Here is a 13,753-nt window from a genome sequence, read left to right as displayed (position 1 = left end):
CTTAGGGATAAGTTCCCGTATGCTCATAGCTTTAATTAATTTATATTGCTTTATAATAAAACAGACAAGAGAAATGGATGATTGGGGCCTTAAAAACCTCATTCAGACAATACGCAGTTTTACTGCTGTAGATGACAACGATATGTCAGAGATGCTTTCATATACCTCCATTATACATCTCAAAAAGAATGAGCTTTATTGCGGGAAGGTCAGCATTTTGTCATCTCACTAAAGACAATTAAGAATTTTCAGTTCCTGCAAACTCATTCTAACCACTACCTCCCTTTGTGTGTCAGCATTGAATTTCCATTTTCGGGCTACATTTTGACTGTTTCGGGCTATTCACTTTGAAAACAATCCCAGACCTTTGCTATATGTAACAAATACGGTTATACTGCGCAGTTAACTTCATCTTAAAACAGAGGAAATAATCCTCCATTAAAGAACATTATGGTTAAGTTAGCTATTTTATTAACACGCAGAGAAGGCATGACTCATCAGGAGTTTTTAGATTACCGGAGAGATATCCATGCGCCACTGCTGCTCTCAATTCCAGAAACGGAACAATATGTGAGAAAGTTTATCGTATCAGCCCCCGTTCCGGCATCTATGTACCCTGCTGCTGCTTATGATGCCATGGTAGAAGCGTGGTTCGATAGTGTAGAAGATCTGAATACATTCTTTCAGTCAGATAATTTTGTAAACATTGTAGACCCTGACCATATAAATTTCCTGGATATATCTGCGGTGGTGAGATTGGTTACAGAAGAAATTGTGGTAATATAAACCAACATTTTTTGCGGATATTGCAATTGCCGGACGGCTGTGTCCCAATTGCAATACCCGCATCATTAGTTTGTCAGATTATGAAGAATACAAAAGAGCTGTATTTTCCACCAGGTTTAAATTTGTATGTTGGCGATCACCATAATTATGAACCGCTGCAAAGCCATACATTCTGCATTTTTGCCAGCATCGTATCCAATAAGATCACCATCAAAAATAATGGTGAATGGGTATCTGTAAATCGTCATGGTCCCAATACACTATTATTCTATTCATCCGGTTCAGCTGTCGAAATCGCATTTCCTGAAAAAGAGCCTATTAAGACGATTACCATCACCTTTACCCGGGATACCGTACGTGCTATTATAGATCAGCCTGACGTGCTGAATGGGCTTGATAACGGTTTGCCATTTCTATATTTAGATGAAACAGTGCCGGAGGCAGAGAGGTACATCCATAAACTAGCTGCTGTTTTCGATCAGGATGGACCTTCCCGGTTCGAAACGTACATTACCCTCCTACATCTCCTTAAGCTAACGCTGTACCGCACTTTTGTAATCAAAGAACGTTACAACTCATCCGGTCTTTTAAAGGAGGATGTAGAGAAGTTATACGCTATCAGGAAGATCCTAATGGAAAATAGTCACCTGACAATAAAGATTGCAGCGCTTTCCAAAGAGGTTGGAATGGGGCAGAGTAAGATGGTTAAATTATTTAAACAGGTCTTTAACCGTACCATTTACCAGTTTGCCCAAAAGGCGAAGGTCATCAAAGCAAAAGACCTGCTGAATTCCGGGAAATACACCGTATCTGAAGTCGGTTATATGGTAGGGTATAGCAACATGACGCATTTTGCAAAAGCCTTCAAAAAATACTACAAAGTAAATCCTGGGGAATATCTTAAGAACGTATTGGCGAATAAGATCTAATTGAAGGAAGACCTGAACGCTAAAGGACTTTGCTTCGTTTTTGTTTTAAATAACTTGCTAAATGATTGGGAATGCTCAAAACCTAACTCATAGGCGATTTCACTCACAGTCAGGTCTGTAGTGGTCAGCTTCTCCTTGGCTTTCTCAATGAGCTTTTCATGAATATGTTGTTGCGTAGTTAGCCCGGTAAGTTGTTTTAGTAAACTCCCCAGATATTTAGTTGAAATATTAAGTGTACGGGCAATGTATTGCACAGTCGGCAATCCCTTTGATAGCAACTCTTCATTGTTGAAATAAGCTGTCAATACCTCTTCCAGTCGCCCGATTATTTTACTGTTAGTAATCTTTCTCGTCAGGAACTGCCGTTCGTAAAACCTTTGTGCATAGGTAAACAATACCCCTAACTGGGCAATAATAACATCCTGGCTGAACTTGTCAATATTGGAGTTGTATTCAAGTTTGATATTTTCAATGATACCATTGATAATGTTCTCTTCTTTTTCTGAAAGGAATAAAGCCTCATTGGTAGAATAGCCAAAGAATTCAAATTGCCTGATCTGTTTGCCGAGTGGGGTATTCCAAAGAAAATCGGGATGAATAAATAACATCCAGCCTTCCAGTTGTGCAGGTACGCCATCATCTTCTCCGCGCATGATCTGTCCGGGTGCCATAAACGCCATTAACCCCTCGTCAAAATCATATTTCTGCTGCCCATAGAGCAATTTATCACAACCTCTTTTCAACGATACCACATACAGATCAAATACAACGCTATCAATATTGGTATCAATTTTTAAGCCTTTCAGGTCAATCATGCCAATCAACGGATGATGAGGTTGGGGTAACCCGAGTAACCTGTGTATCTCAGTGATAGATTTGATCCTGTATGGTTTATTATTTGCCATCGTTAAAATTTAATCGGATACTTTAACCAGATCAGTACCAAAGGTAAGGTGAGAAAAGGTATTTCTATCAATGCCATTTTTATATTTCCTCCTCTTAAGGATAATGCCATAATTAGTAAAATGAGGATAGCATTTACGAGATTACTAATAAAAAACGTCTGGGGAAAAAACAGCATGACCCCTATAATCAACAATAGCACGCCGAAATACGGAACGATTGAAGCATTAATACCTAAATCCGTCATCATTTTTACCTGCGCAGGTTGTGCTGGCTGAAAAGCATCCCAACCGTGTTTAAAGGTCAGGAATGTGGAAATCAGCATGAGTGCGATAGTGATGAACTTCATAAAGTTAGTTTTTGCCATACATGGTGGATGCCCCCATGGCAGCTAGTTGAGAAATCATGAATTTAGGAGCAATTCTGCTCAGTATACGAATCATTTTTGATAACCCCGGGAATATTTCATCCTTCCCTTTTTGTATGCCTTTGATAGCTACATCAACCAGTTTTACCGGGTCCATCAATAACTTCGCATTGAAACCATCTTCTTGGATGAAAATATCATTCAGTGGGGTAGCAGCGCCGGGTGCGATCAACTCAATTACTTTGATATTGGTTTTCCTTAGCTGCATTCTTAAGGCCTGTGTATATGCCCGCAGGCCCGATTTGCTGCTACTGTAAATAGGCGATACCGGTAAGGGAGATAATGCTATACCTGATGTAACATTAATGATAGCCGGGTTTTGCTGTTTTATCAAATGAGGAAGAAACTGTTGTACCATACGTATAGGGCCCATTAAGTTGATCTCTATTTCACGGGTAATATCCGTCAGTTCACGTGGTTGTTGCAGGCTCATCTTCCGCATCTCTCCGGCATTGTTAATGATAATATTCAGCCGGGGGAATTGCCTGGTAACTACGTCATATAAATGAGCGATATCCTCAGCTTTGCTCACATCGCTTTCTATAGTATGCACAGCTGGTAGCAGCTGTTTTGTTGCCTGTAACTTTACTGCATTCCTGCCAGTGATGATAACGGTATTACCAAGAGCAAGAAGCCTGGATGCAAATTCATAGCCAAACCCGCTGGTTCCTCCTGTAATGAGAATCGTGTTGTTTTGTAACTGCATGATTGCTGATTTTGATACTGTAAAGGTCTATCGTATTCAAAAAGCAACTGTATGCAAAAGTCATATTGTTGTAGTCAAAAGGGAATATAACGTGTCGGACGGCTTAATTATCCTGATGCTGTTCAGATAACTCAGTGGGTGTTAGCCCATATTGTTTCTTAAACGCAAAGGAAAAGTGAGATAGGTTTTCAAACTCTACCGCTAGATATACTTCTGAAGGGCGTTGTTTTTTATTTAAGATCAAATAGTGCGCTTACTCCAAACGCTTTTGTTGTAACCACTTTTCAGGTGTAGTATCAAATATCTTTGTAATCTCTCTTTTTTCAAGTGGTTTTTCTGTGCGATGAGCAGCAGTAATATCTTAAAATAAATGCGGAATATATGGATGCATAACAACAACTACTAATTCATTTAAAGCGAATAAGGATCTTTATATTGACCTTTCCCCAAATTAATTTTAGATTACGCATCAGATATGCGAGTTGATATGTTGATAGCAATCATTTGGTGCCATTAATCCATAACCCATTTATTTAATCAGCCTGATTTTTTAGGGAAGCTAAAATCATGGTATAATGGTTATGCCTGGCATGAAGAAGCTGAACGTGTATACAATCCATTTTCTTTATTGAAATATATGGATGGTCGTGATTTCAGGAATTATTGGTTACATACAGGTACGCCTGCCTGGTTGGTGAACATGATGAAGCAAAACAAGGAATATGATCTGGAAAATGTACATATTGGCGAAAATGCACTGAGTAGTTGTAATGTAGAACATATTGCTGTGATACCTGTACTGTTTCAAACTGGCTACCTTATGCGCCGCATCAATAATAAAATTATCGATCCAACCCCGTGAACAGGATCAGGATAATAAATTTAAGATGCTTAAGTGTATATTCTTTTAAGAATTGCAGGGACTGCGTAATATGGCTATTGATAGTTGCTGTGGAAACCCCCATTATTTTACTGGCCTCCTCGTAACTACGTCCTTCTACCTTACATAATATAAAAGCCCGCTTACGTTGTGGAGACAACTGGTCTATCGCTTTATCCAAAAATCGCCTGAGCTCCCGCTCCTCCATGAGCTGCTCTACATTCAGGTAATGCTGAGAGCTCTGTAAAAGCAGGTTTTGCAAAAGATTGGAATCCGACGCATTTTTCCGGAAGTAATTATATACCAGGTTCTGGGCGACTGTATAAATGAAGGCCTTGAAAGATTTTTCCGAATCTATCTGCTGCCTGTTCTTCCATATATTAATAAATACCTCCTGTAGTAACTCATCTGCGACATCTTTGTCTTTTACCAAACGCAAAATTCTCAGCCAAATGGGCTTACTATAAGCATGATACAGTGCATTAAAAGCCGTTTCGGCACCATTTCTGAGCTGAATGAGTAACTCTTCCTGATATTTTATATCTATAAATTCCAAAGTATTTATGGAGAATGGACAAACATAAAACATATTATTTTATATTTTACCAAAATCTGTCTTTCACTCCCGCTGCTGTAGCCCAATATTTTTTTTCTAAACCATTCATTGTTTTTTGAATCTGCTGTTTATTAATAAAAAAACATTCAATGGAATCTTCATTACATGAAATTTTCAGAAGATATGTCAATGATGATTGCACAGAAGAAGAGATCAGCATCTTATTGGACCACTTCAACATTCCGGCAGAAGAACTCCTTCTTAAGGACTTGATTATAAAAGAATTACAACAGGAAGATACACCTGCTTACCAACCGCAGGATACAGATATTCGCCTGCAAAAGGTGTATCAGCACCTGGAACTGTTGATAAAAAACGAAAACAGGCCCGGACTCCGGTATTATAAATCGTGGCCGTTAAAAATAGCTGCCGCCGTCCTGGTGATGATAGCCGCAGGTGCGTTTTGGATGACCCGGAAGGAAAGCCTGCCCATGCAACAACCAGGATCAATCACGCAAATAGTACCCGGCACCGACCAGGCTACCCTCACCACGGGGAATGGACAGACGATCGTACTGAACAATATCAAACAGCTGGATGTTCCCCTCCAGGGTGGAGGCCGGATTAAGAAACTGTCAAATGGACAAATAATATATGACCTTCCTGGAAATGCCCATAGCAGCAACAGCAGAGAGCGCAATATGGTCAGGACACCTGCCGGTGGACAATGGCAGGTCGTACTTCCGGATCAGACCCATATATGGTTAAATGCCTCCTCTACTATTACCTACTATCTTCCTTTTGAGGGACAGGACAGGAATATTGAACTTTCAGGTGAAGCATATTTTGAAGTCAGCAGGAACAGTGAGCATCCTTTAAAGATCACCTGCCGCAACCAGGAAGTATTAGTACTGGGTACTGCCTTTAATATCATGGCCTATCCCGATGCGCCGGCTGTAACGACGACGCTCGTGAAGGGCGCTGTGGTGGTAACAAGCGGACAACAGCGGCTGCAAATGGCCCCGGGAGACCAGTCCAGCAACATGGACGATCAGCTGCACATAAAGCATGGAGTAGACATTGAGGAAGCCATATCCTGGAAAGATGGGTACTTTAAATTTAATGGTAGCCTCCCGGAAATAATGAACGATATCGCAAGATGGTATGATGTTAAAATCGTCTATAGGAATACCAGGTCTAATGAAATTTTTGAGGGAGAAATCTTAAGAAGTCGAAGTCTGGAAGATGTATTAAATATTATAGAAAAATCAGGTAAAGTACATTTTATTATTAATGGAAGAACCATAACAGTAGAAGACTAATACTGAAAAGCCGATTGTGGTGGAACACAAATCGGCTAAGAGCCAGTAATAGTTTGAATTAAACGAGTATAATCAACCAAACCAGCCAAACAAATGTATTTAAATTTTGCCAAGAAATCGGGCAGATGGATTCATCATGCCAAAAAATCCCTGCTAATTATGAATTTCAGCGCAATGCTGCTTTTGGTGGCTGTCATGCAGGTCAGCGCCAGTTCGATGGGTCAGACTGTAAGTATCAATGTAAAGAACACCCCGGTCAGTAGTGTCCTGAAGGCAATCAGGCATCAAACAGGCTATGACTTTTTTTACAGCAAAGACTTACTGAAAGATGCCAGGATGATCAGTCTTTCCTGCAACAATGTCGCCATCGAAAAAGTATTGGATAGTTGTCTGTCCGGTTTACCCATTACCTATGAAATTAAGAACAATGTCGTATTGTTCCGGAAGAAAGAGGATATCGCAGCACCTGTCGATTTTTCAATTCCGCCCATTACACTAAAGGGCCGTATTACGGATTCTACCGGTACCCCACTCAAAGGGGCTACTATCCGTCTCAGGAAAACGCCCAACGTGATCGGGACGGATGGTAACGGAGAATTTACGCTATCAGGTTTAAAATCAGGAGATGTCATCATCATCAGCTTTGTGGGGTATCAGACCCGGGAAATTATTGTGACTGGCGAATCGACGAATTATCTAAACATCGTCCTGAAAGCTGAAATTAATAAGCTTACCGAAATTGCTGTTGTTTCCAATGGCTATCAGACACTTCCAAAAGAGAGAAGCGCCGGCGCCTTCGGAAAGCCAGACATGTCACTGGTATATGAACGATCTTTTAGTGTGAATATCCTGCAACGGTTAGATGGACTGGTGCCGGGTTTAGTCATTAACAATAGCCCGAGCGCCTCACAAAATCCCATTCTGATAAGAGGTCTTACCACTGTGGGTACGGAGGTGCTACCAGGACTTGGCATATATGGCAATGGCACTAACAGGAACCCGCTATATGTTGTGGATGGTATTCCTATTAATGATATTAATACCATCAACCCACAGGACGTAGCCGACGTGACCGTTTTGAAAGATGCAACCGCTGCCTCTATATGGGGGGCCAGAGCAGCCAACGGCGTAATCGTTATTAATACGAAAAAAGGAAGTACCGGCGGAAGACTAAGAGTACAATATGATGCCTTCCTGAACTACCAGGGAAAGCCTAATACCAACTATTACCCCGGTATGAACAGCCGGGATTTCATTAAGAATGCGGAGGAAATTTTTGATCCGGAAACCTATCCCTGGGAATCCCTGACCAGTTATCCTCTTTCCGGCATGCCGCCGCATGAGGTGATCCTCTACAACCGCTACAGAGGAATCATTAGTAATGATCAGGCGACCAAAAGTCTTGATAGCTTATCGGCCATTGACAACCGGAAACAAATCAAAGATCTCCTTTATGCCAATGCCTTATTATCCAATCAAACGATTTCGGTAACAGGCGGCAACAAGCTCTATTCTTTTTATGGCTCCCTTGCCTATACCCGGAATACCGGCTACCAGCCAGGTAACAATACCAATACGTACAAACTTAATCTCAGGCAGGAGTTTGCCGCCGGTCCTCATGTGCATTTCGACCTGGTCACAGACCTGACCAATACGCTCTCAAGCGCAAAGCGACCTGTTACCGCTGATTCCCGGTTCTATCCTTACCAGCTGTTCAGAGATGCGGGTGGCCACAACCTGTCCATGCCTTATATGGGTACGCTGAGCGACTCTATCAGGCAGGACTACCAGGACAGAAGCGGTATCAACCTGGATTATATACCACTGGATGAATTGAACTATGGATATACGAAATCAAACCAGCTGAATGCCAGGAATATACTGAATGTCAATATCTCATTGACAAAAGGACTCAGCTTCTCTGGTACTTATGGATTTATCAATGGTAGTACCAGGGGGGAAGCTTATGATGATATCAAAAGCTATAATATGCGATATGAGCTGCTTCAGTTTACAGTAGCTCCTACTGCCGGTTCTACCCCTGTTTATTACCTGCCTGCTACCGGCGGTTCCTTTGCCACCAACAATTCTACCAGCCGAACCTGGACCGTTAGAAACCAGTTGAATTACAACAATAGCTGGGATAACGCACTACATCAGCTGAGTATACTTGCCGGGCAGGAATTGCAGGAACAACAAAGTCTGGCGAATACCACCCAGGTGCGTGGTTATAACCGGCAGTTACAGACATTTTCCATGCTGGATTACCAAACACTCAGTACGATTGGGGTGGCCGGCACAATTATTCCTAACTACGGCATCGTCAGCCTGCTGAGTGATAACTACTTTACGCAGACAGAATCAATTTCAAGGTTCAGATCCTACTTTGCTAATGGTGCTTATACCTACAATAGAAAATATTCAATCAATGGAAGTTTCCGTATTGACAAAAGCAACCTGTTTGGCCTGGATCAGTCAGCACAGAATAAACCGGTTTGGAGCGTAGGTGCAAAATGGATTGTATCAGATGAACCTTTCCTTTCCAGGTCTGCCTGGTTAAACAACCTTGCCTTCCGCGCCACCTATGGATTGTCGGGCAATGCACCTAGTCCGGGTACCTCTGCTTCCTTTGATATTTTAACGAGATATCCCAGCGCCTACCTGCCTAACGGCGCAGGGCTGTATATATCTTCTCCGGCAAATAGAAAGCTGAGTTGGGAAAGCACCAAAACAATCAACCTGGGTGTGGATTTCTCCATGCTGAATAACGTGCTGTCAGGTACACTGGATCTTTATAACAAAGCGACCTCTAACCTGCTGGGATATATGCCTGTCAATGCACTGACAGGGTATACCTCCGTTATCGGTAACGTGGGTGACCTCAGTAACAAAGGCGTTGAACTCAGCCTGACCTCCAACAACCTCAAAAGAGGATCTTTCAGATGGAGCACTATGCTGAATATGTCCTATAACAAGAACAAGCTCATAAATGTCACCTCTGCTTATAATACCACGGAAGGTTACCTGAGAATTTATCAGAGCTATGTGAAGGGATATGCTGCATATAGTGTTTTTGCCTATCAATATATGGGGCTGGACAACGAGGGAGATCCGCAGATCAAACTAAAGGATGGTACATTGACGAAATCTCCGTACATATCCTCTACGGCAGATGTTCAATACAAAGGCACTACACAACCTGTTGTGAACGGAGGTCTTACCAATATCTTCAATTACGGTAACTGGATGCTGAGCGCAAACGCCGTTTTCAACCTGGGCCATGTCATGAGAAGAGAAGGCAACCTGTTATATACCGGCGATCCGACACATAGCTCGTTCAGCGGCGATTTCCACAGTGAGTTTGCGAATCGCTGGAAGACTCCGGGAGATGAAAAGCGGACAAATATTCCTTCTTATGTAGCCGATAGCTATACCAGTTATAGTCGCCGTGACGTGAGTTACTATACTTATGGCGATATCAATGTGGTAAGTGCAGCTTATGTAAAACTCAGAGATATTTCTTTAAGTTATACGCTTCCATCATTTATACTCAAAAAACTGCGCGCAGAACAGATCGCACTTCGTGGGCAGGTTTCCAATATCATGCTCTGGAAAGCGAATAAATATGGTATTGACCCGGAATTCCAGGATGCCAATAATGGTGTACTGACAATGCCGGTCGGACAAAAGTCTTTCACTGTAGGAATAAATGCCAAATTCTAAAAGAGATCTCATGAACTATATTATAAATAAAAAGATTATAGCTTTAATTATTTCACTGCTGGTCATTACTTCCTGTTCCAACCGCTTCCTGGAAGTGGAGCCAAAGGGATCATTGATCGCGCAGTCGCTGAGTGACTACGATCTTTTACTGAACAATCTATATGTAATCTACATTAATAGTAATGCGCAGGTACCGATGGGTGATGAAGTAGCTGCCATGGAGCCCTACTTTACACAGGCCAACTATCGCACACAAAGGTTATTCCGGTGGGATGACGTGATCTATGAGCGTAATGACGATGCGCCTGAGTTCACGATTACCATGCAGAATGTTTATGAATTCAATAAGATCATTAATGAGGTAGATAATGCGACAGATGGCACCACTATCCAGAAGGCATCTTTAAAAGCCGAGGCACAGGCCGGCAGGGCATGGACCTACTTTTTAATGATCAACTACTTCGGATTGCCCTATAGTGCTAATTCAGCAACCGATTTAGGTTTTCCAATTATCACCACATCAGATATCACCCAGACAGCATTCAAGAGAGCCACGGTCAAAGAAGTATATGATTTTATCATCAATGACCTGACTGCTGCCATACCGAATCTTCCTGCACAAACTACTTCGAGATTAAGAATGTCTAAGGCTGCAGCTGAAGGTATTCTGGGTAAGGTATACGTCTTTATGGGCAACTACCAGAATGGCCTGACCTGGCTCAATGCCGCGATCAACGACATGAGCAATTCGAAAATTCCGGTAGGACTATATGATCTGCAAACTGCTACAGCGGATGATGGTGTGTATGGCGGTACAGCTGTGCCTCCTATGACAGCGAATATCGAAGATCTGCTGGTTAAGCGGTCTACCAGTTACTGGTCATACATCAATAACGAATTGGTATTAACACCGGCTGCTGCAGCCCTGTTTGACGCCTCGGACTTCCGGCTGAAATTCTATACAGATAAAACCTATGGCGGCTCCTCTTACCCCGTCAGCGGCGTCTTGAGAAAAAACCGTTTCTCCGCGTTTGATTTCGGAGTTGTAGTACCTGATTTATACTTATTACGTGCAGAATGTGCATGCCGGCTCGATGACCTGGTGGGTGCTCAAACAGACGTAGAGACATTACGGCAAAAACGGCTGCCGATCAATGACGCCGGAGTTCCTGATAGCGTATCAGGAAATAAAATAAAACTGTTGAATTTTATCCTGGACGAAAGAACCAGGGAATTTGCGGTAACAGGAACACGTTGGTTTGACATGAGACGACTTTCAACAGATCCTCTTTTTAGCAGCAAATCATATGTACATACCATTTATAACGAAGATGGTTCCTCCACACAAATTTCACTCAGACCCGAACGGCTGGTGCTACGGTTTCCACAAAAGATTGTAGAACAAAGTACCGGTCTTGTCAATAATCCATAATATTTTTCTATCATAACCTGTGCTTCAAGAACCAACCCAATGGAATACTGCTTCCGGTCTCCTGTAAAGAGGCCGGAAGTAAGTTCCTCCTTACATTTTCAATAATCAATCATGAAATATTTTCTATTCATACTCTTTTCTTTTCTTTCCCTGGCGTTGCATGCCCAATCTAATCCAAAAGATAGCCTGTTCATTGCGAAGTGTACGGCACTGTTGACGCTCGAGCCCCCACAAAGGGATATAGCCATCCTCAATGAAGTCCGTACTTATACAAAAAACGGTGATGAGCCAAGTCTTTTAAACGCAGCCACCGTACTTTTTTATATGGGCATGCCTGTTGCGAGCGATTCTATTTATATGGTTGCTGCCAAAAAATACCCAAAGGGTGCTGCAGCCCGAACCGTAGCGTTTAGCAAGATTATAAAAATGGAAGAGAATAGCAGTAAGGTGGAAGCTGCCTACTATAAATGGTTAAAGGAATTTCCCGATAAAGGAGATAATAAGGATTTGTATGAAAACGCCCGGGCGCACATTGCTACTATCTATGCAAAGGAGCGTAACTATACACAAACACAGAAATGGCTGTCCGCTGTGAAGGATACCATGTTGATAGCCAACACAGATGCAACCATCGCCGGGCTTGCGCTGAGTGCAAAAGATACCGTACAGGCCACAAAGTCAATGGAGGCAGGGATGGAAAAGATCAGTTTACTAACCGATAGTATGTTCAACAACTACCGGCTTAACTATAAGATGAAGTATGCAGATTTTTTATATCAGCTGAAACGTTATGATCAGTCACTCAAAGTAATTACGGATGTTTATAACCATACAGATGATAAATCTCCTGAACTGGAGCGGTTATATGCAAATATATTAGTGGAAAATAACAAGAGCAAAGAAGCAATGGTTGTATTATCCGGTTTACTGAAAAAAGGAAAGGGAGATGAAAAGTTGCTGCATGATCTGAAAAATGCCTACCAACAGGTGAATGGAAGTGTAACAGGATACGACGCTTATCTTCAGCCGCTGATTGACACCATGAAAGTGAAGGTGAGAGAGGGGCTTGACCTGAAAATGCTGGATGAAAAAGCCCCTTGGTTCTCATTACGTGTATTGGACGGAGATACGATTTCTTTGGAAAAGCTGAAAGGTAAAACGGTTATTCTTGACTTCTGGGCTACCTGGTGTGGCCCATGTAAGGCCTCTTTCCCTGCTATGAAGACTACCCTTAAAAAGTATGCAGCTGATTCGAATGTCGTATTTTTATTTATTGACTGCATGGAACGTGTAAAAGACCCGACAGGTATGATCAGGAGCTTTCTCTCAAAGAATGAGTATCCTTTTACCGTACTGCTGGATAGCGAATCAATTGTGGCCGATCATTATGGTGTGAAAGGTATTCCTAATAAAATCATCATTGATAAAAACGGGGTGATCCGTTTTCGGATGGTAGGATATGAAGAAGGAATTGATGCTGCTGTAGAAAGGTTATCTGCAATGATTGACGAGGTGAGAAAAGTTAAATATTAACTGATTACTTAATCCTGAATTATACGCGGCTTATATTGATTTATTTCAGTATAAGCCGTTTCTTTTTTGCCCCTCATTCTTCCTGTGGTATTACAATTGCCGGAAGGATGGTTGTAAATGCAATAAAAGCACCAAAAGGATACACGAATTATTTGAGCAGTTATTAAGTCAATTCTGTTTGATACCCTTAGAAAGGTTCTTATTGAGGAGTATTATGAAATGAACAGGGAAAACCTGGAACAACAGAAAATATTATCCGACCAATTAGAGGATGTCGAGAACAAGATCGACAGCTTGGAGGAGAGTAGGTATGTATTAAAAGAAATAAGGCAGGAGACGTTTAATAAGTTTTATTCTCGGTATAGTAAGTAGCGGAATCTTATTTCCACCAAACTGGGAAAATGCACAGGAAGTATTTCGATTGCGCTGTGCAAAGATCTAAAATCTACCAACGGATTAGTGAAATTTATCACTGATTTACAATTGTTAATAAAAGAAATATTACATTCTGTAAACCACATAATGTTTACTTATTTAAAGGAATTTTATAAATTGT

12 protein-coding genes and 1 pseudogene are annotated in these 13,753 nt (G+C 41.6%); 8 read left to right on the top strand and 5 right to left on the bottom strand.

The genetic code is table 11. The features are described 5' to 3' along the window. The first annotated feature begins 450 nt into the window (after positions 1-450). Together SIO70_RS30510 and SIO70_RS30505 are read left to right on the top strand one after the other, a co-directional pair. The gene (locus tag SIO70_RS30510; protein ID WP_320577297.1) at positions 451-786 is read left to right on the top strand and encodes an EthD domain-containing protein; all 336 of its coding nucleotides are present in this window, start codon (positions 451-453) and stop codon (positions 784-786) included. A gap of 80 nt (positions 787-866) precedes the next feature. Then, the gene (locus SIO70_RS30505) at positions 867-1,715 is read left to right on the top strand and encodes an AraC family transcriptional regulator (RefSeq protein ID WP_320577295.1); all 849 of its coding nucleotides are present in this window, start codon (positions 867-869) and stop codon (positions 1,713-1,715) included. On the opposite strand, the gene SIO70_RS30500 is transcribed toward SIO70_RS30505, so the two are convergent. The 4 genes from SIO70_RS30500 to SIO70_RS33620 form a co-directional block, all read right to left on the bottom strand. After that, positions 1,712-2,620: a helix-turn-helix domain-containing protein gene (locus tag SIO70_RS30500; RefSeq protein WP_320577294.1), complete on the bottom strand. Its 909-nt coding sequence runs from the start codon at positions 2,618-2,620 to the stop codon at positions 1,712-1,714. The genes SIO70_RS30505 and SIO70_RS30500 overlap by 4 nt on opposite strands. A gap of 2 nt (positions 2,621-2,622) precedes the next feature. After that, a complete protein-coding gene (locus SIO70_RS30495) occupies positions 2,623-2,967 on the bottom strand; it encodes a hypothetical protein (protein WP_320577291.1) in 345 nt (114 codons plus the stop codon). 4 nt (positions 2,968-2,971) lie between these two features. Beyond that, positions 2,972-3,751, bottom strand: coding sequence for an SDR family oxidoreductase (locus SIO70_RS30490; protein WP_320577289.1), 780 nt, complete (start codon positions 3,749-3,751; stop codon positions 2,972-2,974). 103 nt (positions 3,752-3,854) lie between these two features. Beyond that, a complete protein-coding gene (locus SIO70_RS33620; RefSeq protein ID WP_414017889.1) occupies positions 3,855-3,995 on the bottom strand; it encodes a hypothetical protein in 141 nt (46 codons plus the stop codon). Between the two features lie 276 nt (positions 3,996-4,271). Here SIO70_RS33620 and SIO70_RS30485 point away from each other — a divergent pair. Together SIO70_RS30485 and SIO70_RS30480 are read left to right on the top strand one after the other, a co-directional pair. After that, a pseudogene (locus SIO70_RS30485) lies at positions 4,272-4,346 on the top strand (hypothetical protein); the annotation flags it as partial. A gap of 42 nt (positions 4,347-4,388) precedes the next feature. Next, the gene (locus SIO70_RS30480) at positions 4,389-4,613 is read left to right on the top strand and encodes a hypothetical protein (RefSeq protein WP_320577288.1); all 225 of its coding nucleotides are present in this window, start codon (positions 4,389-4,391) and stop codon (positions 4,611-4,613) included. Here the strand turns inward: SIO70_RS30480 and SIO70_RS30475 are convergent. Beyond that, positions 4,594-5,220, bottom strand: coding sequence for an RNA polymerase sigma-70 factor (locus SIO70_RS30475; protein WP_320577286.1), 627 nt, complete (start codon positions 5,218-5,220; stop codon positions 4,594-4,596). The two genes, SIO70_RS30480 and SIO70_RS30475, sit on opposite strands and share 20 nt — an antisense overlap. Before the next feature lie 116 nt (positions 5,221-5,336). Here SIO70_RS30475 and SIO70_RS30470 point away from each other — a divergent pair, with 116 nt between their 5' ends. The 4 genes from SIO70_RS30470 (at position 5,337) to SIO70_RS30455 (ending at position 13,197) form a co-directional block, all read left to right on the top strand. Beyond that, entirely contained in the window at positions 5,337-6,509 is a 1,173-nt protein-coding gene (locus tag SIO70_RS30470) for a FecR family protein (RefSeq protein WP_320577284.1), read from the top strand. 159 nt (positions 6,510-6,668) lie between these two features. Beyond that, positions 6,669-10,232, top strand: a complete 3,564-nt coding sequence (locus tag SIO70_RS30465; RefSeq protein ID WP_320577282.1) for a SusC/RagA family TonB-linked outer membrane protein — start codon at positions 6,669-6,671, stop codon at positions 10,230-10,232. Positions 10,233-10,242: 10 nt separating this feature from the next. After that, positions 10,243-11,664: a RagB/SusD family nutrient uptake outer membrane protein gene (locus SIO70_RS30460; RefSeq protein WP_320577281.1), complete on the top strand. Its 1,422-nt coding sequence runs from the start codon at positions 10,243-10,245 to the stop codon at positions 11,662-11,664. Between the two features lie 111 nt (positions 11,665-11,775). Beyond that, on the top strand, positions 11,776-13,197 hold the full coding sequence (locus SIO70_RS30455) for a TlpA disulfide reductase family protein (RefSeq protein ID WP_320577278.1): 1,422 nt from the start codon (positions 11,776-11,778) through the stop codon (positions 13,195-13,197). Positions 13,198-13,753: the final 556 nt, after the last annotated feature.

The sequence above is a fragment of the Chitinophaga sancti genome, assembly GCF_034087045.1.
GTDB lineage: Bacteria > Bacteroidota > Bacteroidia > Chitinophagales > Chitinophagaceae > Chitinophaga > Chitinophaga sancti_B.
The sequence above is the reverse complement of the archived record's forward strand: the minus strand, read 5'-3'. Positions and strand labels throughout refer to the sequence as shown.

Bases quoted from the DNA above. Each gene is read 5' to 3' on its own strand.
- SIO70_RS30505 (WP_320577295.1), top strand. From the start codon at position 867: ATGAAGAATACAAAAGAGCTGTATTTTCCACCAGGTTTAAATTTGTAT.
- SIO70_RS30475 (WP_320577286.1), bottom strand. From the start codon at position 5,220: ATGTTTTATGTTTGTCCATTCTCCATAAATACTTTGGAATTTATAGAT.
- SIO70_RS30510 (WP_320577297.1), top strand. From the start codon at position 451: ATGGTTAAGTTAGCTATTTTATTAACACGCAGAGAAGGCATGACTCAT.
- SIO70_RS30495 (WP_320577291.1), bottom strand. From the start codon at position 2,967: ATGAAGTTCATCACTATCGCACTCATGCTGATTTCCACATTCCTGACC.
- SIO70_RS30465 (WP_320577282.1), top strand. From the start codon at position 6,669: ATGAATTTCAGCGCAATGCTGCTTTTGGTGGCTGTCATGCAGGTCAGC.
- SIO70_RS30480 (WP_320577288.1), top strand. From the start codon at position 4,389: ATGGATGGTCGTGATTTCAGGAATTATTGGTTACATACAGGTACGCCT.
- SIO70_RS30460 (WP_320577281.1), top strand. From the start codon at position 10,243: ATGAACTATATTATAAATAAAAAGATTATAGCTTTAATTATTTCACTG.
- SIO70_RS30455 (WP_320577278.1), top strand. From the start codon at position 11,776: ATGAAATATTTTCTATTCATACTCTTTTCTTTTCTTTCCCTGGCGTTG.
- SIO70_RS30500 (WP_320577294.1), bottom strand. From the start codon at position 2,620: ATGGCAAATAATAAACCATACAGGATCAAATCTATCACTGAGATACAC.
- SIO70_RS30490 (WP_320577289.1), bottom strand. From the start codon at position 3,751: ATGCAGTTACAAAACAACACGATTCTCATTACAGGAGGAACCAGCGGG.
- SIO70_RS30470 (WP_320577284.1), top strand. From the start codon at position 5,337: ATGGAATCTTCATTACATGAAATTTTCAGAAGATATGTCAATGATGAT.